The sequence below is a fragment of the Alcaligenes faecalis genome (genome assembly GCF_041521385.1).
Lineage (GTDB): Bacteria > Pseudomonadota > Gammaproteobacteria > Burkholderiales > Burkholderiaceae_B > Alcaligenes > Alcaligenes faecalis_E.
Genome location: NZ_CP168006.1, coordinates 1,687,759 through 1,706,527 on the forward strand (window position 1 = coordinate 1,687,759; position 18,769 = coordinate 1,706,527).

Sequence of the window (18,769 nt, forward strand, 5' to 3'; positions counted from 1 at the left end):
CGTAAAACCCATGGATGCAGCACTACGCGTAGCCCTGCGAGGTGGCGCGCGTCTGGCCCAGGCCAGACGCAAAAACAAACAGCGAAGACCGAAATCTTAACGCACTGGCCAGCCGTACATCACACCACCGTCACGCCATTGTGCATTCAAACCGCGATCCAGCTTCAATGCTGTTGATTTTCCCAGATTACGCTCGAAGCTTTCGCCGTAATTGCCGACCTGTTTAATGATGTTGTAGGCCCACTTGTTATCCAGCTTCAAACCTTTACCCAGTTCGCCGGACACGCCCAGAATGCGCTGAACATTAGGGTTATCGCTCTTGGTCATTTCATCCACATTAGCACTGGTAATGCCATATTCCTCCGCTTCCAGCATGGCATTCAATGTCCATCGCACCAGCGTGAACCAATCATCGTCCCCCTGACGCACGAACGGGCCCAACGGCTCCTTGGAAAAATCTTCCGGCAAGATATCAAACTCATCCGGTGTCGTCTGGGCAGCACGCATGGCTGCCAGTTGAGATTTATCGCTGGTAAAGCCGTCGCAACGACCAGAGGTAAAGGAGCGCATGGCTTCTTCAGGGTTGTTGATCACCACAGGGTTGAACTTGATGCCCTGCGCCCGGAACCAGTCCGCCAGATTCAGCTCGGTCGTGGTACCAGGTTGTACACACACAGCGGCTCCATCCAGCTCCTTGGCACTTTTCACGCCCAGGGATTTTTTCACCATCACGCCCTGACTGTCATAATAGTTAGTGCCCGTACTGACTAAACCCAATGTCGTGTCGCGCGAGATCGTCGCCGTCGTGTTACGGGTCAGCACATCGACCTCCCCTGATTGCAAGGCCGTAAAACGCTGCTGAGTGGTCAAGGGCGTAACCTTGTATTTTTTTGCATCTCCAAAAACAGCAGCGGCTATCGCACTGCACATGTCTACGTCAATACCAGACCAGACTCCCTTGCTATCGGCCAGTGAGAATCCTGCAATACCTGTTGAGACACCACACTGAACAAAGCCCTTTTTCTTGACGGCGTCCAGTGTTTCACCTGCTTGTGCATTAGCGGCCAAGGCCATCAACGCAACACTACATGCAATGGTTTTCACTAAGGTCATGGAATATCACCTCCTGTTTACTTTTGGTAAATGGATGCAGATTACAATTGCAGCTAAGCTGTGGTGTCCAATCGTAGAGCCAGACTGTGCAAACACACATCGGGAGTTTCCCTCTAACAATCTGACAACTACTTTTACCTACGCCGACACTTCCAGGCAGGCCCCCGTGCTCATTTCCCAGGGGCTTTTCAAGCAGACCCCTCTTTAATTGTGCGTCGCGATGATCGAGTTCCAACACGTTTTCAAATCGTATGGCCGCAGTAAAAATATCCTAGCTGACATTAATTTTCGCATTGATGACGGCGAATTTATTTTTGTGTCCGGCCCATCCGGAGCAGGTAAATCCACTTTATTACGTCTGATCGGAGGACTGGAGCTACCTAGCCGTGGCTCGGTCCAGGTCAACGGACACAGGCTGGACAAGCTGCCAGCCCGCGCACGACCTTATCTGCGACGCGCAGTGGGTGTGGTTTTACAAGATACACACTTGCTGCAAGACCGCAGTGCCCTGGCCAATGTGCTCCTGCCCCTGGCAGTCGTCGGTCTGGAGCCCAGTACCGCCCAGGCACGTGCCCGCGCCGCCATGGAAAAAGTGGGGCTACGCGGCAAAGAGGACTTAAAGCCGGTGGAAATGTCCGGTGGTGAACAACAACGGCTGGCTATTGCCCGCGCGATTGTCAATCGCCCGGCTATTTTGATTGCCGACGAACCGACTGCCAATCTGGACGCTGATAACGCCAAACGTATCATGGATGTCTTGATGGACTTTAACCGGGTGGGCGTCACTACCCTGATTGCCTCGCACGATCTGCATTTGATGGCACGCTATGCGCGTCGCACCCTGCTGATTCAGGACGGCCGCTTTTCCGATCACCCAGGAGTACTGGCATGAGAACCTGGCTGCGCCATCATCAATATGCCTTCCTGGTGGCTTTGCGCCGCCTACGTGTACAACCCTTCTCCTCTCTGTCCAACTTGCTGGTCATTGCCTTGACCTTGGCGGTGCCAGTACTGGGCGCCAGTATCTTGCTGGCCGCTCAGCCTGTCGTGCGTGAGATCCCTACCTCACCCGAAATGACCGTGTTCATGAAGCAGAACAGCACGCTGGAGCAGGCCCAGGCCTTCAGCCAGGCCGTAGGTACAGAGTTTCAAGCTGAACTAGCCAATATCCGGTTGGTCAGCAAAGAACAGGCACTCACACAATTACAGGGCAACCCCAGTTGGACAGAGGCCTTGGGCGCCTTGCCCAGCAACCCTCTACCACACGCCATTGTGCTGACCCTGCATGAAACACCCGATCTGGTTACGCGGGCCGATACCTTAGCCAAATCCCTGCAAAGGCGCGAAGACGTGGATAGTGTCCTGCTCGATAGCGAATGGGTACAGCGTCTGGCCGCAATCCTGAGTTTTATCCGTATTGGCTTATGGATTCTGATGGCAGGCGTAGGGGTGGTCGTGATTGCCACCGTGTTCAATACCGTCCGTCTGCAAGCCCTGAACCAGCGCGAAGAAATTGCCGTGGCCCGTTTGGTCGGCGCAACCGAGGCCTTTGTACGTCGCCCCTTCCTGTATATGGGGGCACTGACCGGTCTGCTTGCCAGCGCCCTGGCATGCGGTCTGGCTTTGTTGGCATTAACTCCGCTGAATAAAGCCTTATCCAGCCTGGCCCAAAGCTATGGCATCCAACTGACGCTCATGCTGCCGGAATTTTCGCTTTTGCTGACAGCGGCTATTTTGGTCGCTATTTTGGGCGCCTTGGCGGCTCGCTGGTCTGTTACCCGTAGTACCCAATATTGATGTCACTTCCTGAACCCCGTCCCCAAGATCTGGCCAAAAAAGTGGTGGCCTGGCAAAAAATCTCCGGCCGCCACCATCTCCCCTGGCAAAACACACAAGACCCATACCGCGTCTGGCTTTCCGAAATCATGTTGCAGCAAACCCAGGTCGCCACCGTCCTGGGTTACTACGAGCGTTTTCTGGAACGCTTCCCTACCGTCAAGGATCTGGCCGCTGCCGAGCAAGATGAAGTCATGCCCTACTGGGCCGGTTTGGGCTACTACGCCCGTGCCCGTAACCTGCACCGCTGTGCCCGAGAAGTCGTGGAGAAATGGGATGGCTGTTTCCCCGGCAATGCCACGGATCTGGCGACCTTGCCCGGCATAGGACGTTCTACCGCCTGTGCCATCGCCGCTTTCTGTTTTGGCGAGCGCAGCCCCATCATGGATGGCAACGTCAAGCGTGTGTTCACGCGTTACTTCGGCATCTATGGGTCCACACAAAAAAAGGCGGTGGAAAATACGTTGTGGGCCAAAGCAGATGAAGTGGTAAAGCTTGCTCCGGCCAGCCTGGATATGGCGGCCTACACCCAAGGGCTGATGGACCTGGGCTCGCAATGCTGCACGCGCAGCAAACCCACCTGCAGTCTCTGTCCGCTACAAAGCGACTGCTATGCCCACAGCCACCAGGCTCAGTCCGAACTGCCCAGCCCCAAAGAGCGTATCCGTCAGGATGAACGCTATACACATGTACTGATTGTGGAGTTGAACGGGCAGGTCTTACTGGAGCAACGACCTGACAAGGGTATTTGGGGTGGCCTGCTCACCTTGCCCCAGTTCGACGATGCCATCAGCCTGCAAACGGCGGCGCTGCACTGGTCCCATGAGGAAGCGATTGCGCTGGCCTCTTTCCAACACGTGTTTTCACACTTCAAGCTGCATATCACGCCGTGGCTGCTACATGTGAATGAGTCCACCCTGGCCGAGCCCGTGGCAGGCCAGCAATGGCAGGATCATGAAGCTCTGGAACAGACCGCCTTACCGGCTCCCATACGCAAGCTGCTGCTGGGCTTGTACCAGAGCAATGATAGTGAACAATTACTTCTGAGCTAATGCCAAGCCCCCCGGCGTAATCCGGGGTGAGCGGCGCTATGCAGGCCGCGTGGGCTTATCGTTGCTGATGCTCATCAGCATTCCGCAGGCCACACCGAGCGTCATCAAGGCTGTACCGCCGTAGCTCAGGAATGGCAAAGGTACGCCCACCACGGGCAAAATTCCCGTGACCATGCCTATATTCACGAACACGTAGACAAACAGCATCATGGACATGGAACCCGCCAGCAGACGACTGAACTGCGTATGAGCTGCAGCAGCAATCGACAAGCCGCGCAGAATCAGCAAGGCATACAGCACCAGCAGCATGATGCCGCCATACAAACCGAACTCTTCGGCAAACACCGCAAAAATAAAGTCGGTAGTCCGCTCGGGCACGAAATCCAGATGGGACTGGGTGCCCATCATGTAACCCTTGCCGTAAACACCACCAGAACCGATCGCAATCATGGACTGGATGGTATGAAAGCCCCTGCCCAGACGGTCGCTACCCGGATTCAGCAGCGTGCAGACCCGGTGTTTCTGATAATCGTGCAGTACCACCCAATCCAGGTCAGGAACACAGATATAGTCTTCGTAATAGAGCAGAGCACTGATCCCCAGCACCAACACCACCACAATCGGCACGATCAGTTTGAAGGATAGGCCAGCAAAATAAATCACGCAGAAACCAGCGGCAAATACCAGCAAGGCCGTACCCAAGTCCGGCTGACGCACAATCAGCAGGAACGGGATCATCAGCAAAATACCCGCCACCACAAAGTCCAGCAGGCTCATCTTGGGCCGCTGATAGCGATGGAAATACCAGGCCAGCATCAGCGCCACAGAAATCTTGAGCATTTCCGAGGGTTGAATACGCGCCACCCCGAGATCCAGCCAACGCGTCGCGCCTTTGCTGGTCTCGCCAAAGAACTCCACCCCCAAGAGCAGGACTACCCCAACCGAATAAACGACCGGGGCCAACTTCATCCACATCGTCGGGGGAATCAGGGCGGCCACCCACATCACACCAAAGGCCAGCAGGAAATTCCGAACCTGATCGGCAAAGCGCCAGTCCGTCCCCCCGACCGCTGAATGCATGATCGTCATGCCCAGCGCGGCCATCAAAACCAGCAGCAACAACAAGGGCCAATCAAAAGCGGTGATGGCTCTCAGGCCCAGTTGCAACAGTCGCTTCATTGCATCTGCCCCCGCTCCACCAACCAGTAATCAAAGACTTTGCGCACAATCGGTGCCGCAACCGAACCACCCCACCCTGCGTTTTCCACAATCAAGGCAACAGCAATTTTAGGATTTTCTGCCGGAGCGTAAGACATGAACAAGGCATGATCCCGCAGTCGCTCGTCAATGGCGTTCGCGTTGTACTTGGCACCGCGCAAACTAAAGACCTGCGCAGTCCCCGTCTTTCCAGCAGCCTGATAGGCCGCTCCCGCAAAAGCGCGACGTGCCGTACCCTGGCGCACCACATCGACCAAAGCCTGCTTGACCACGTCGACATTTTCCTGCTTCAAGGCAATCAGCTTGGCATCAATACGAACGGGTTGCTCAATTTCCGGGTCGTAGGGGCTTAGCGTCTGGGTAACCAGATGTGGGGGCCGCACAATGCCATTGCTGGCCAGCACAGCCGTGGCATGGGCCAGTTGCAGCACGGTAAAAGAGTTATAGCCCTGGCCTACCGCCACGGAAATACTCTCCCCAGCATACCAACGCTGTTGCGCCGGTTTGCGATACGCCTTACGTTTCCACTCGGTAGACGGCAAAATGCCCCGGCGTTCGCCATCCAGGTCAATACCAGTATGCTGGCCAAAGCCAAACTGCTTCATGAAGTCGTGCAGATTATCGACACCGATTTCTGGGCCCAAGGAGTAGAAGTAAGTATCCGAGGACACCACCAGAGCACGGTGCATATCGGTAGACCCGTAAACCGCCCCACCCGCGTTACGGAAACGCTGGCCACCAAACTCAAAATAGCCGGGGTCGGAAATACGATCGGTCGCCTTGCGCTTGCCGGTTTCCAGCGCCGCCAAGGCCACAAAGGGCTTATAGGTCGACCCAATCGGATAGGTACCGTACAGAGGGCGGTTAATCAGCGGATGATCGGGCGAATCATTTAACTTGCGCCAATTTTCTACGTCGATACCGTCGATAAACAAGTTCGGGTCAAAGGACGGCGCCGACACAAACGCCAGCACTTCCCCCGTGCTGGGCTCAATCGCCACCAGCGCACCACGTCGCCCGGCGAACAAACCCTCCGCCATTTTCTGCAGGCCAATATCCAGAGACAAACGCAGGCTGGCCCCCGGCACAGGGTCCACGCGGCTCAAGGTGCGTACAGGGCGACCTGAAGCGGCCACTTCCACCTCTTCGATACCTGTGCGTCCGTGCAGGGTCTTTTCCCAGGTTTTCTCAATCCCTTTTTTGCCAATGACCTGCGTGCCTCGGTAGTTACCGGTTTGCCCGGTTTCTTCCAGACGCTGCTGATCGCCTTCGGAAATCCGGCCTACATACCCCAGCACATGCGCTGCTGACTCGCCGTGTGGGTACTCACGCACCCAGCGGGCCTGCAAGGTCACACCGGGGAATTTGAAAGCATGGGCAGCAAACCAGGCCGCTTCATCATCGCTTAGGTTATTGCGCAGCAAAATTTCGGAATATCGGCTATTTTGGGCGACATTCTGCTTGAATCGACGACGAGCGCGTGGGCTTAGCTCCACCAACTCGCCAACACGATCGAGCATTTCGTCCACGGGCTCGCCCAGACTGGCCGGCACGGCCGATAAGGTGTAGTCCCGGTAATTACGGGCCAGAACCTCGCCATTGCGGTCCAGAATCTCGCCTCGGCGAGGAGTAATCGGAATGACGGCAATACGGTTCTGATCGGCTCGGGCGGCAAAGCCTTCATAGCGCACCACTTGCAAATACCACAAGCGCACGCCCAAAACCGCCAGCAGTATGCAGGCCAGAACGGCCGCCACCAGAACGCGAAAAAAAATGCGTTGGCGTAACTGATGCGAAGTTTTTTTAAATTCAAACATAGCCGCCCTACCAATCAGGACGAGCCGGAGTCGGACTCGTCCAGACGTCGCTGCGGCAAGAACAGCACACTATCGGCCAACGGCCACAAAGCGGCTGTCAGCAAGGCACCACCCGCCCACTCCCAACCAGACCACTCCCCCACCAGCCACGCGTGCAACACCTGCACGATCAACTGTGCCAGCAGCAGCACGACCGCCATGTGCAGGCAGTGAATCCACATGCCAAAGTTCAGAATACGTTTGCGCAACAGCAAGGCGCCGTACACAACCAGCACATAGGCCAGGGCATGCTCGCCAAGGAGGCTACCATCATGTACATCCACCAAAATGCCCAATACAAAAGCCAGGGACATGGGAACACGGCGCGGTTCATGAACAGCCCAAAAACCCAGTACCAACATCAGCAGGTCCGGTGCAAAGGGCAACAGGCGCCAGGGCAACATGGACCCTAGCCACATCAAAAGAATTGAGCCCCACACCAACCACGGGCTGGAAGCACGCGAAAACGGGCTGCTATCAATAGGCTGCAAACTGCTCAAAGATGAGGACCGGGTTTTACGGTTAGAGGTGTCCGAGGACTCAGCGCGTCGCGTCATCAGCATCCTCCTGTTCAAGAGGGCGTTCGCTCTCGGGCACCAGTAAAACTAGAAAATGACGGTAACGCTCGGGGTGCGACAAGGGCGTCACCAAAGCCAGCGCAAAGCCGGAAGCATCATCGCGCTCGATACTACTGACCGTACCGACCGGCAAACCAGCAGGGAACAAACCACCGATACCACTCGTGATCAAGGTATCGTTAGGCTCCAGGTCTACATCGTTGGTCAGAAAACGTACCTCTACCTTGCCACCAGGGTTACCGCCAAAGGCAATCAGGCGCAGTCCATTACGCAGCACCTGTACCGGTACCGAGACTTTGTCGTCAGTAATCAGTGCGGCTTCTGAAGTAAAGCGCGTGACACGCACCACCTGCCCGACAACCCCGCCTTCGTCAATGACGGGCATGCCGGGACGAATACCGCTTGCCGAACCCTTGTTGAAAATCAGGTGACGCGCATATCCATTGGGCGGTTCGTACAGAACCTCAACCGCAACAGAAGGCTGGGTGACGGTATCGGCCACTTGCAGCAAACGACGCAATTGTTCGTTTTCAGCAGAAAGCTGGGCCGCATGGGTAGAGAGCTGGGCCAGCTCAATGCGCTGGCGTTGCAAGGCTTCTTTTTCAGAACGGGCGGTCGAGGCCGCATCTGTCCAACTGCTGAAGTAAGTTACCAGATCGCGCGGAGCGAGCATGACACGCTGAAAGGGATACAAGACGGTGGCAATAGCCTGCCGCACAGGTTCAAGCACAGCGTAACGAGCGTCAGTGATCAACAGGCCCACCGTCAGCACCAAAAGAGCGGCCAAACGCAGCTCAGCTGATGAGCCGCGCCTAAATAGCCGGATGGAGCCTTGTTCTCGCATTACTCAAACACTCGATCACTTGTCCCAACGAGCAGGCCTTGCCGTAGGGACCAAGCAAAGATCAATCGTAAATGAATACGGACTCCAGACGCTCCAAATGCTCCAGAGCCTCGCCGCAACCCCGTACCACGCAAGTCAGAGGATCTTCAGCCACCACAACGGGCAAACCGGTCTCTTCTTGCAGCAGACGGTCCAGATCATGAACCAGCGCACCACCACCCGTCAGGACAATACCTTTGTCGGTAATATCCGCACCCAGTTCAGGAGGGGTTTGTTCCAAGGCGGTTTTAACCGCAGAGACGATCTGATTCAAGGGATCGGTCAGCGATTCCAGGATCTCGTTGGACGAAACCGTGAAACTACGTGGCACCCCTTCAGACAAATTGCGACCCTTGACTTCAATTTCACGAATCTCCGTACCAGGGAATGCAGAGCCAATCTCTTTTTTGATCAATTCAGCGGTGGGCTCACCGATGAGCATGCCGTAATTGCGACGGATGTAATTAATAATGGCTTCATCGAACTTGTCGCCACCAACGCGCACCGATCCCTTATAAACCATGCCGCCTAAAGAAATGACGGCCACCTCGGTGGTACCACCACCAATATCCACCACCATGGAACCACTGGCATCGGACACCGCCAGACCGGCACCAATGGCTGCTGCCATAGGCTCTTCAATCAGGTAGACCTTGCTGGCACCCGCGCCCAATGCGGATTCTTTGATGGCGCGACGCTCTACCTGAGTGGAGCCACAAGGCACACACACGATAATACGGGGGCTGGGGGCAAACATGCTGCGTGGGTGGACCATGCGGATGAACTGCTTGAGCATTTGCTCGGTGACGGTAAAGTCTGCGATCACGCCATCTTTCATGGGCCGGATGGCTTCAATATTGCCAGGCACCCGACCCAGCATTTGCTTGGCCTCCTGCCCAACGGCCTGAATGATTTTTTTACCATTAGGTCCACCTTCATGGCGGATGGCTACAACGGACGGTTCATCCAGTACGATACCCTTGCCGCGTACATAGATAAGGGTATTGGCCGTACCGAGGTCGATTGCCATATCGCTGGAAAAGTAACTGCGTAGGAATCCGAACATGGGCGCGCAAAGTGTAAAGTGTTTGGGGGAAAAGACAGGTAAATTCGGCGCGGAACTCAAGCGCAAAACGACAGGCACAAGAACCAGGCAACGAATTCAAAAATACCTGGAAAGGAAACGGTCAATGATAACTTATAATTGCTCTACATTAGGACTGTTTTAATGGTCAGTTAAGTTCTGTAACCCCCGCATTTGCTGTAAAAGTGCCAAACTGTCCCTAACTGACAGATTTCCGCTTTTTTTTATTACTTATTTTCCAGTACCCACCCACATGTCTATCACTGAACAGGATGTTGCCCGTATAGCGCAACTGGCGCGCCTTGATCTTTCTGCTGAACAAGCCTCCCAGGTCGAGCACGATTTGACGCGCATCCTGGGCCTGATCCAGACCTTGCAAACCGTTGACACCCAAGGCGTTGAGCCCATGGCCCATCCCTTGTCCGCCCGCCAGCAGATCAGTCTGCGTCTGCGCGAGGACAAGGCCCTGCCTTGCGCAACGGTAGAAAGCCGTCAGGCCATGATGCGCAACGCCCCCGCCGAGCAGGATGGCCTGTTTCTGGTACCCACGGTCATCGAATAAAGCAAAACCATGTCTTTTACCCCTGAATTCGCAACGATTGCAGAGCTGCGACTAGCCCTGCAAAACAAAACCGTCAGTGCCCGCGAGCTGGCCCAGCAATCCCTGGACAATAGCGCCCGTCAACAAGAGCTCAATGCCTTTGTGCAGCAGGACGCTGCTCTGACCCTGGCCCAGGCCGATGCCGCCGATACCCTGATTGCCCAAGGCAAGGCCGGCCCACTGACCGGCATCCCTATCGCCCACAAAGATTTGTTTGTCACCAAGGATTGGCAGACCACCGCCTGCAGCAAAATGCTGGAAGGCTACGTCAGCCCCTTTGACGCCACGGTTGTGACCAAGCTGCAGGCAGCCGGTGCCGTCTCGCTGGGCAAACTGAACTGTGACGAGTTCGCCATGGGCTCGCGCAACGAGAGCTCCGTGTTTGGCCCCGTACGCAACCCCTGGGATCACTCCATGGTGCCCGGTGGCTCCTCGGGTGGTTCAGCCGCTGTTGTGGCCGCTGGCCTGGTCGCCGGTGCAACGGCAACCGATACCGGCGGTTCGATCCGCCAGCCTGCTGCCCTGTGTGGCGTCAGCGGCATCAAGCCCACCTACGGCACGATTTCCCGCTTTGGCATTATTGCCTATGGCTCCAGCCTGGATCAGGCCGGCCCTATCGCCCGTAATGCACGCGACTTGCTGGACCTGCTGGAGACGATGTGTGGTTTCGACCCGCAAGATGCCACCAGCCTGGAGTTTTGCGACGACCAGCCCAATAACGGCGCGCGCATTCGCCAGCAATTTGAACAGCAACAGGCGCAGCAAGAAGCCCAAGGCAGCCAGCCCCTGAAAGGCTTGCGTATTGGTGTGCCCGCCCAGTTCTTTGGCCCCGGCCTGGACCCGGTCGTTGCCGACGCCATCGAAGCTGCACTGAAAACCTACGAAAGCCTGGGGGCAGAACGCGTCACCGTGCAACTGCCCCTGACGGAATTGTCTGTCCCTACTTATTACGTCATCAGCCCCGCTGAGGCCTCGACCAACCTGTCGCGCTTTGACGGCGTACGCTTTGGCCACCGCGCCAGCCAGTACACCGATCTGAACAGCATGATTTCGCGCTCGCGCTCGGAAGGCTTTGGCCCTGAAGTGGTGCGCCGCATTCTGGTCGGCACCTACGTGCTCTCGCATGGCTACTACGACGCCTACTACCTGCAAGCCCAACGCGTGCGCCGCATGATTGTGGACGACTTCCAGAAAGTCTTTGAACAGTGCGACCTGATCCTGGGTCCCGTCACACCGGCCCTGGGCCGCAAGCTGGGTGCCACCATCGAGGACCCCACTACCGACTGGCTGGGCGATGTCTACACACTGGGCGTCAGCCTGGCCGGCCTGCCCGCCATGTCCATTCCTTGCGGCTTCAGCAAGGATGAGCGCCCCTTGCCCATCGGCCTGCAAATCATTGGCAACTACTTCCGTGAAGGCCAATTGCTGGCCTTTGCCGACCGCTTCCAGCAAGTCACCGACTGGCATCAACGTCAACCAGGACAACAATAATGGAATGGGAAATTGTGATCGGGCTGGAAACCCATACCCAGCTCTCGACCGAATCCAAAATCTTCTCCAGCAGCAGCACCCGCTTTGGCGCCTTGCCCAACACGCAGGCCAACGAAGTCGATATGGCCTTACCCGGCGCGCTGCCCGTCTTTAACCGTGGCGCTGCCGAACGGGCAATTCGCCTAGGCCTGGCCGTCGGTGGCCACATTGCGCCGCGCTCCGTGTTCGAGCGCAAAAACTACTTCTACCCGGATCTGCCCAAGAACTACCAGATCAGCCAGATGGAAATTCCCGTGGTCAGCGGCGGCACAGTCAGCTTCATGCTGGATGGCGAAGAAAAAACCATCAATCTGACACGCGCCCACCTGGAAGAAGATGCCGGTAAATCCCTGCACGAAAACTTCCGTGGTCCATACGGCGAGTCCAGCACCGGGATCGACTTGAACCGCGCAGGCACGCCGCTGCTGGAAATCGTGTCCGAACCTGAAATGCGCTCGGCGGCTGAGGCCGTGGGCTACGCACGCGCACTGCACAGTCTGGTGGTTTGGCTGGGCATTTGCGACGGCAATATGCAGGAAGGCTCCTTCCGCGTAGACGCCAACGTATCGGTACGCCCCAAAGGCCAGAAAGAATTTGGCACCCGTTGCGAACTGAAGAACATCAACTCCTTCCGCTTCCTGGAACGTGCCATTCAATACGAAGCACGCCGCCAGATCGAGCTGATCGAGGACGGTGGCAAAGTCATCCAGGAAACGCGCCTGTACGACTCGGACCGCGACGAAACCCGCAGCATGCGCAGCAAGGAAGATGCGCACGATTACCGCTACTTCCCCGATCCTGATCTGCCACCTCTGTTTATCAGCGAAGAGTGGATCGAACAGGTTCGTCAGGACATGCCTGAACTGCCTGCCCAGAAACTGGCTCGCTTCGAGCAAGAATTTGAACTGAGCCGTTACGACGCCTCGCAACTGACGGTAGACCGTGCCACCGCAGACTTCTTTGAAGCCATCTTGCAAGCGGGTTCCAGCGCCAATGCGAAACTGGCTGCCAACTGGATTCTGGGCGAACTCTCGGCTGCCTTGAACCGCGAAGAAATCAGCATTGAGCAGTCCAAAGTCAGCCCTGCACAATTAGCTCAACTCATTGCCCGTATTGCTGACGGCACCATCTCCAACAAGATTGCCCGTGACGTGTTCGCGGCACAGTGGGACGGCGAGCTCAATGGCGATGTGGATGCCATTATCGACGCCCGTGGCTTGAAGCAGATCAACGACGTGGGTGCCATTGAGGCCATGGTGGACGAAGTACTGGCCGCCAACCCCAGCATCGTCGAACAACACCGTGCCGGTAAGCCCAAAGCCTTTAACGCTTTGGTCGGTCAGGTCATGAAGGTGGCCAAGGGCAAGGCCAATCCACAGCAGATCAACGAAATGCTCAAGCAAAAGCTGGACGCTTAAGTCCGAACTCTGCGCTAAGCGAATACAAAAACACCAGGCCTTGTAAGCCATCCCAAAAAGTTGGACATTAGTCCGACCTTTGGGGGGCTTACCTAGCTTGGTGTTTTTTTACGTCACATTGACCCAAATGCGGCATCTCGACCACGCAATCGACATCGCCATACCTATCTGCCAGACAGATCTACACTTCCCATCCAAGCTGAGAATCTGCGTCATCACTGTCATAGATGATCAGAATCTTGGCGGGCCGTCTTGCCAAAGCAGCACGAGCAACCGCGCCGACAAAGCATTTCGCTGCTTGTTGCAGAACGGCGCATAGATTCATGCCTAAGCAAAAACAGAGCAATTTGTGTACACTTGTACATTTATTATCTTGGGAGGCGATGTGGTCATACCCACACTCGCCCTCGGTGCTCTGTGCAGCACCCTGGGCACCCTGGCCTTCAAAGGTTCGGCACAACTTCGAAAACCGGTTCCCAGCGCATTGGCATTGTTGTGCTACGCCGGCTCGACCGTATTGCTGGCGCACGCAATGACCTTAATGCCCGTGGCGCTGGCACATGCCGTATGGACGGGACTTGTCGCTCTCGCCTTACTGGCCATCGACCGATGGGTGTTCCGCCTGTCTTTATCCACTAGCCGTATAGCCGGCGTTCTCTGTGTCCTGGCGGGTATCGCCGTATTAGGGGTCTGGGCATGACGCAATCGCCCACGCGGCAGACATGGTGGCTACTGCTGGCGACGGTATTCTTTGAAGCAGGCGCTACCTCATTACTAAAACTATCGGATGGCTTCCGGCACACCACGCCCGGCTTGGTATCGTTTGGGGTCTATGTGCTGGTCCTTTTCCTGTTCTCACATGTACTGACCAGGATTCCCGCAAGTGTGGCCTATACCGTCTGGGCGGGCCTGGGCACCTTGCTGCTGATCTTATCTGGCTGGGTATTTTTCGGTGAAGCCATGACACTGGCCAACGTGATCGGCATTGCCCTGATCACCGTCGGCGTGATCTTGATCAACCATAGGCAAGTGTCATGACCAGGACACACGGCAAACGAGGTGCAGGCGATCCCGGACGGCGCGACCGTCTGGTTGATGCTGCACTGTCCCTGATGCTGAGCGAGGGGGTCCAGAGCGTCAGCCACCGCGCTGTGGCGGCAAAGACGGGCGTTCCTCTAGGCTCGACCACCTACTACTTTCGTGATCTTGATGCGTTGCTAATCGCTTCCATCGAGCGCCTGACACACAAGCGCCAGACGGAAATGAACGCATGGAGCGCGACCATCTCATCCTTGGATGAACTGATCGCTGGATTGGCCGAACTGATCGTCATACGCCTGACGCACGACCGGCAGGAAACAATCCTATCGTACGAACTCTATTTCCTGGCACTGCGCCGACCCGCATTTCGCCTATATAGCGAAGCGTCCATGCAAGTACTTAGGGACACCATTCGGCGCTTTGCCGATGAACAGACGACTCGATCCCTAACCGCGCTGGTAGATGGGCTGCTGATCGAAGGACTGCTGTCCACACACATTCCCACTCGTCAGGATTTGCTCGCCACAATGCGCTCCGTGACAAAAATGTGAATGACGGCCGAACGATGGACCTCGCTGTGGGATGGGCATACGGTTTATGTCAGACACCGTAGCGATCGCGATAGGCCTTCACCTGGGGAGCATGCGCCGCCAATGTGGTGTCATCCGCCAGCACCGCCATGATGTCGGCCAGCGAGGCAATGCTGATCACCGGAATGCCGTAAGTCTGTTCCACTTCCTGCACCGCAGAATGCGCAGACAGCTCCTGATCATTACCGGCACGCTCCATACGATCCAGAGCAATCAGCACCGCTGCAGGTTCTGCACCAGCGGCCTTGATGATCTGCATGGATTCGCGCACGGACGTACCGGCGGTAATCACGTCATCAATAATCACGACCTTGCCTTGCAGGGGAGCGCCCACCAGGGTGCCACCTTCACCGTGATCTTTGGCTTCTTTGCGGTTAAAGGCAAAAGGCACGTCACGGTCACCGATTTGTGGGTGTTCGGCCAGAGCAATCGAGGTCGCGGCAGCCAGAGGAATCCCTTTGTAGGCAGGACCAAACAGCATGTCAAACGACACGCCCGAATCCAGCAAAGCCTGGGCATAGAAACGGGCCAACTGACCTACGCTACGTCCCGTATTGAACAGGCCGGCATTGAAAAAGTAAGGGCTCAAACGGCCAGACTTGACCTTGAACTCCCCAAAGCGCAGCACTCCCTGTTCCAGGGAAAAGCGCACAAAATTGCGACGATTATCGTTAGTAGCCGACATGACAGAGTATGAAAAAGATAGAGACGAAAGGCATTTTAGCGTGTTGTGAGCCATCACTTGGCAGCTTCGGCCAGTTCTTCTAGCAAGAAGTCGATAAAACTGCGCACTTTAGGTGTCAAATAGCGACGGCTGGCATAGACGGCGTGCAGTTGTTGCAGCGCTTCGGTGTAATCGGGCAACAGCCGAATCAAACGACCACTGTCCAGATCATCCATCACCAGCCATTCGGGTAAATAGGCCAACCCTGCTCCGCCCAGGGCACTGTAATAGGTCAGGTTCGTGTTGTCCGAACGCATGAAGGGATTGAGCCGCAAAGACTCCGGCCCGTCCGGCCCTAGAAACTCAAAACTAGGCTGCTGCAAATAACTGGGACTGATGGCAGGCAGGCGCATCACCTCCGCGCAGTTGCGCGGCATGCCGTGCCGGGCCACAAACGCCGGGCTGGCCACCAAATGAAAAGGGGTGGGGCAAATAAGACGTGCAATCTGATGTGGGGCAGGCTCACGCATCACTCGCAGGGCCAAATCAAAACCTTCCGCCACCAAATCCACTTTGTGATTGCTCAGACTCATGTCCAGGGTCACTTCCGGGAAGCGCGTTTGGTAATCCTGCAGCAGTTGTGCCACTTTGCGGTTTGCAAACCACACGGGTGCTGTGACCCGCAACACGCCTTGTGGTTGATGCGCTGAGCCCGACAAGGCCTGTTGACCACGCTCCAGGGTATCGAGCGCCTGCAGACAATAGTCAAAGTAAGTCTGCCCCATTTCTGTCAGGCTCAAACGACGGCTGCTGCGATGGAGCAAGCGGGCACCTAGCTGTTTTTCCAGATTGGCCAGGTGTTTGCTGACCATAGGCGCTGACATGTCCAGGCGCTGCGCCGCCGCTGCAAAGCTGCCCGCCACGACGATCTCCCTGAACACTCGCAAACTCTGAATCGTATCCATGCTTTCCTAATAAGAAAGTAACTAATGAAAATCGGTATGTTTATTTCCTGATAGTAATTGATTAATCTACATAAAGTGCCAACCCGATGCCTGTCTGGACCTTGAACGGGCGGGACCAGCTCCTGGCTGACATCGAAGCGATGCCACTGTCTCGGGCCCGGTGCTGTTTTACCGATACTGTCAACTTTCCAAAGGAAAATACATGAGCGCCCTTACCTCCAGTTGGACTCCTCGCATCCTTAGCCTGCTGCGCATCGTCACAGGCTATTTACTGCTGACACACGGTACTGCCAAGATCCTCGGCTTCCCCAAAGTAGACATGTTTGCCAACCTGCAGATCACCTCCCTGTATGGGGTTGCAGGCATCCTGGAGCTCATTCTGGGCGGCTTGCTGGTGCTTGGACTGTTTTCTCGCTTTGCGGCCTTTGTTGCATCGGGCCTGTGCGCGTTTGCTTACTTTATTGGTCACGCCAGCTCCAGCACTTTTGCCACTCCAATTCTCAACGGCGGCGAAGCGGCGGTTCTGTTCTGCTTTGTGTTCCTCTATCTGGCTTTTGCTGGCCCAGGCCCCTGGAGCATTGACGCAGGTCGCCGCAAAGACTGACGCCTGACTACCCCCTTATCCCCTGCCTCTATCTGGGCAGGGGCTGGAGATCATCATGACTATGCCCACCTATTTCATTTCGCACGGTGGTGGACCCTGGCCCTGGATGTCCGAGGCGCAAACCATGTACGCCCCGCTGCGTACTGCCTTGCAAGATATTCCACACCAACTGGGCCGCACCCCTAAAGCGATCTTGATGGTCTCCGCTCACTGGGAAGCTCAACAGACCAATTTGCTGGTTGCAGCAGCGGCACAACCGAGCATGGTGTACGACTACTACGGCTTTCCGCCCCACACCTACGAGATCCATTACCCTGCACCGGGCGATCCAGCATTGGCCCAGCAGGTCTGTCATCTGCTGCAAGACGCTGACCTGCCCACTCAACTGGATAGGCAGCGCGGCTTTGACCACGGTGCTTTCGTACCGGCTTATGTGATCTACCCGCAGGCGAACGTGCCTATGGTGCAACTGTCCATTCACGCCAACTACGACCCGGCCCTGCACTACGCCATGGGCGAGGCGCTTGCACCTTTGCGGGACCAGGATGTGCTGATTATTGGCAGCGGCCTGAGCTATCACAACCTGCGCAATATGGGAGCCGGTGGTGTAGAGCCCTCTGCCCAGTTTGATGCCTGGCTGCACCAAAGCCTGAACCTGGAGGATTCTGCCGCTCGTCGTCAAGCCTTGATGAGTTGGGAACAGGCTCCGGCAGCCCGTATTGCCCACCCCCGCGAAGATCATCTGGTCCCCATCATGGTGGCTGCCGGAGCAGCGCGTGGCGATGCCGCGTATCGCTTTCACCATGAAACTCAGGCCTTTGGGGGCTTGACCGTGTCCAGCTACCGCTTTGGCTCGGCCACGTAACAAGCTCTGACGGCCACTGACATCCAGGCAAGTTACGGGTTACAGTGCTGACGCTATAAGGAGAATTGCCACGTGTTACGCGTCACCTCGTTAAACGTCAACGGTATTCGGGCTGCCTTTCGTAAAGGCCTGCCCGCTTGGTTGGAAGCCCAGAAACCTCATATTGTCTGCATGCAGGAAATCAAGATCAGCGAGCCTGATCTGACCCCTGACCTGACCAACCCCGGTCAATACCACGGGCATTTCCATCATGCCCAGAAAAAAGGCTATAGCGGTGTCGGCCTGTACCTGAACCACAAGGCAGAAAGTGTGGCCGAAGGCATGGCCTGCGAAGAATTCGATGCCGAAGGCCGCATTATCCGCGCCGACTGGAGCAACCTGAGTGTGATCAGCGCCTACCTGCCCTCGGGCTCATCGGGCGACGAGCGCCAAACGGCCAAGTACCGCTTTCTGGATCATTTTGAGCAGTGGATTAATGGCTTGATGCAGGAACACCGCGATACCGGCCGCGAGTTCATTATTTGTGGCGACTGGAATATTGCACACCACGAAGCCGATCTGAAAAACTGGAAAGGCAACCTGAAAAACAGCGGTTTTCTGCCTGAAGAGCGTGCCTGGATGACAAAAGTGCTGGGCGAGCTGTCCTGGGTCGATGTGTATCGCAGTCTGCACCCCGATACCACCGACGAATGCTACACCTGGTGGAGCAACCGCGGCCAGGCCTGGGCCAAAAATGTGGGGTGGCGCATTGATTATCAAATTGCCACCCCAGGTATTGCTGCCAAGGCGCGTCATGCCACAGTCTATAAAGAAGAGCGTTTCAGTGACCATGCGCCCTTGACGGTTGACTACGACTGGAGCTTGTAAGCCC

At 56.2% G+C, this 18,769-nt stretch carries 20 protein-coding genes; 12 read left to right on the forward strand and 8 right to left on the reverse strand.

Features of this window, described 5'->3' with window-relative positions; all coding sequences use genetic code 11:
- Positions 1 to 96: 96 nt before the first annotated feature.
- Positions 97 to 1,113: an amino acid ABC transporter substrate-binding protein gene (locus ACDI13_RS07615; protein ID WP_316990003.1), complete on the reverse strand. Its 1,017-nt coding sequence runs from the start codon at positions 1,111 to 1,113 to the stop codon at positions 97 to 99.
- Positions 1,114 to 1,333: 220 nt separating this feature from the next.
- Between ACDI13_RS07615 and ACDI13_RS07620 the strand changes: the two genes are divergently transcribed.
- From ACDI13_RS07620 to mutY, 3 genes are read left to right on the forward strand one after another with little or no spacing between them, the layout of a single operon-like run.
- On the forward strand, positions 1,334 to 2,005 hold the full coding sequence (locus ACDI13_RS07620; RefSeq protein WP_316990002.1) for an ATP-binding cassette domain-containing protein: 672 nt from the start codon (positions 1,334 to 1,336) through the stop codon (positions 2,003 to 2,005).
- A complete protein-coding gene (locus ACDI13_RS07625) occupies positions 2,002 to 2,910 on the forward strand; it encodes an ABC transporter permease (RefSeq protein ID WP_316990001.1) in 909 nt (302 codons plus the stop codon). The genes ACDI13_RS07620 and ACDI13_RS07625 overlap by 4 nt, the downstream gene beginning before the upstream one ends.
- Positions 2,910 to 4,001 carry an A/G-specific adenine glycosylase gene (gene mutY / locus ACDI13_RS07630; protein WP_316990000.1) on the forward strand — a complete coding sequence of 364 codons (1,092 nt, stop codon included), beginning with the start codon at positions 2,910 to 2,912 and terminating at the stop codon, positions 3,999 to 4,001. Before ACDI13_RS07625 ends, mutY begins: the two co-directional genes overlap by 1 nt.
- A gap of 36 nt (positions 4,002 to 4,037) precedes the next feature.
- On the opposite strand, the gene rodA is transcribed toward mutY, so the two are convergent.
- From rodA to ACDI13_RS07655, 5 genes are all read right to left on the reverse strand, one after another.
- Complete coding sequence (gene rodA, locus ACDI13_RS07635) at positions 4,038 to 5,180, reverse strand: rod shape-determining protein RodA (RefSeq protein WP_316989999.1); 1,143 nt, start codon at positions 5,178 to 5,180, stop codon at positions 4,038 to 4,040.
- Entirely contained in the window at positions 5,177 to 7,036 is a 1,860-nt protein-coding gene (mrdA, locus tag ACDI13_RS07640) for a penicillin-binding protein 2 (RefSeq protein WP_316989998.1), read from the reverse strand. The genes rodA and mrdA overlap by 4 nt, the downstream gene beginning before the upstream one ends.
- A gap of 14 nt (positions 7,037 to 7,050) precedes the next feature.
- Positions 7,051 to 7,632 carry a rod shape-determining protein MreD gene (gene mreD / locus ACDI13_RS07645; RefSeq protein WP_316989997.1) on the reverse strand — a complete coding sequence of 194 codons (582 nt, stop codon included), beginning with the start codon at positions 7,630 to 7,632 and terminating at the stop codon, positions 7,051 to 7,053.
- Positions 7,616 to 8,497 (reverse strand): rod shape-determining protein MreC, encoded by an 882-nt coding sequence (mreC, locus tag ACDI13_RS07650; RefSeq protein WP_316989996.1) that lies wholly within the window; start codon positions 8,495 to 8,497, stop codon positions 7,616 to 7,618. Before mreC ends, mreD begins: the two co-directional genes overlap by 17 nt.
- Positions 8,498 to 8,558: 61 nt before the next feature.
- Positions 8,559 to 9,602: a rod shape-determining protein gene (locus ACDI13_RS07655; RefSeq protein ID WP_003801946.1), complete on the reverse strand. Its 1,044-nt coding sequence runs from the start codon at positions 9,600 to 9,602 to the stop codon at positions 8,559 to 8,561.
- A 271-nt stretch (positions 9,603 to 9,873) separates the two neighbouring features.
- On the opposite strand from ACDI13_RS07655, the gene gatC reads away from it, so the two are divergent.
- The 6 genes from gatC to ACDI13_RS07685 all read left to right on the forward strand — a co-directional run bounded on the left by gatC (position 9,874) and on the right by ACDI13_RS07685 (position 14,761).
- On the forward strand, positions 9,874 to 10,182 hold the full coding sequence (gene gatC / locus ACDI13_RS07660) for an Asp-tRNA(Asn)/Glu-tRNA(Gln) amidotransferase subunit GatC (RefSeq protein WP_316989530.1): 309 nt from the start codon (positions 9,874 to 9,876) through the stop codon (positions 10,180 to 10,182).
- A gap of 9 nt (positions 10,183 to 10,191) precedes the next feature.
- On the forward strand, positions 10,192 to 11,712 hold the full coding sequence (gene gatA, locus ACDI13_RS07665) for an Asp-tRNA(Asn)/Glu-tRNA(Gln) amidotransferase subunit GatA (RefSeq protein WP_316989529.1): 1,521 nt from the start codon (positions 10,192 to 10,194) through the stop codon (positions 11,710 to 11,712).
- Entirely contained in the window at positions 11,712 to 13,169 is a 1,458-nt protein-coding gene (gatB, locus tag ACDI13_RS07670) for an Asp-tRNA(Asn)/Glu-tRNA(Gln) amidotransferase subunit GatB (protein WP_316989703.1), read from the forward strand. Before gatA ends, gatB begins: the two co-directional genes overlap by 1 nt.
- Positions 13,170 to 13,554: 385 nt before the next feature.
- Complete coding sequence (locus ACDI13_RS07675) at positions 13,555 to 13,869, forward strand: multidrug efflux SMR transporter (protein WP_372372985.1); 315 nt, start codon at positions 13,555 to 13,557, stop codon at positions 13,867 to 13,869.
- Complete coding sequence (locus tag ACDI13_RS07680; protein WP_316989702.1) at positions 13,866 to 14,207, forward strand: multidrug efflux SMR transporter; 342 nt, start codon at positions 13,866 to 13,868, stop codon at positions 14,205 to 14,207. Before ACDI13_RS07675 ends, ACDI13_RS07680 begins: the two co-directional genes overlap by 4 nt.
- Positions 14,204 to 14,761, forward strand: coding sequence for a hypothetical protein (locus ACDI13_RS07685; protein ID WP_316989701.1), 558 nt, complete (start codon positions 14,204 to 14,206; stop codon positions 14,759 to 14,761). Before ACDI13_RS07680 ends, ACDI13_RS07685 begins: the two co-directional genes overlap by 4 nt.
- 49 nt (positions 14,762 to 14,810) lie before the next feature.
- Here the strand turns inward: ACDI13_RS07685 and pyrE are convergent, their stop codons facing one another.
- Positions 14,811 to 15,485 (reverse strand): orotate phosphoribosyltransferase, encoded by a 675-nt coding sequence (gene pyrE / locus ACDI13_RS07690; protein ID WP_094197776.1) that lies wholly within the window; start codon positions 15,483 to 15,485, stop codon positions 14,811 to 14,813.
- Positions 15,486 to 15,538: 53 nt separating this feature from the next.
- Positions 15,539 to 16,429, reverse strand: a complete 891-nt coding sequence (locus ACDI13_RS07695) for a LysR family transcriptional regulator (RefSeq protein WP_316989700.1) — start codon at positions 16,427 to 16,429, stop codon at positions 15,539 to 15,541.
- A gap of 202 nt (positions 16,430 to 16,631) precedes the next feature.
- Between ACDI13_RS07695 and ACDI13_RS07700 the strand changes: the two genes are divergently transcribed.
- From ACDI13_RS07700 to ACDI13_RS07710, 3 genes are all read left to right on the forward strand, one after another.
- Positions 16,632 to 17,033 (forward strand): DoxX family protein, encoded by a 402-nt coding sequence (locus ACDI13_RS07700; protein ID WP_316989699.1) that lies wholly within the window; start codon positions 16,632 to 16,634, stop codon positions 17,031 to 17,033.
- A 55-nt stretch (positions 17,034 to 17,088) separates the two neighbouring features.
- A complete protein-coding gene (locus ACDI13_RS07705; protein WP_316989698.1) occupies positions 17,089 to 17,898 on the forward strand; it encodes a class III extradiol ring-cleavage dioxygenase in 810 nt (269 codons plus the stop codon).
- Between the two features lie 72 nt (positions 17,899 to 17,970).
- The gene (locus tag ACDI13_RS07710) at positions 17,971 to 18,765 is read left to right on the forward strand and encodes an exodeoxyribonuclease III (RefSeq protein ID WP_316989697.1); all 795 of its coding nucleotides are present in this window, start codon (positions 17,971 to 17,973) and stop codon (positions 18,763 to 18,765) included.
- Positions 18,766 to 18,769 lie beyond the last annotated feature (4 nt).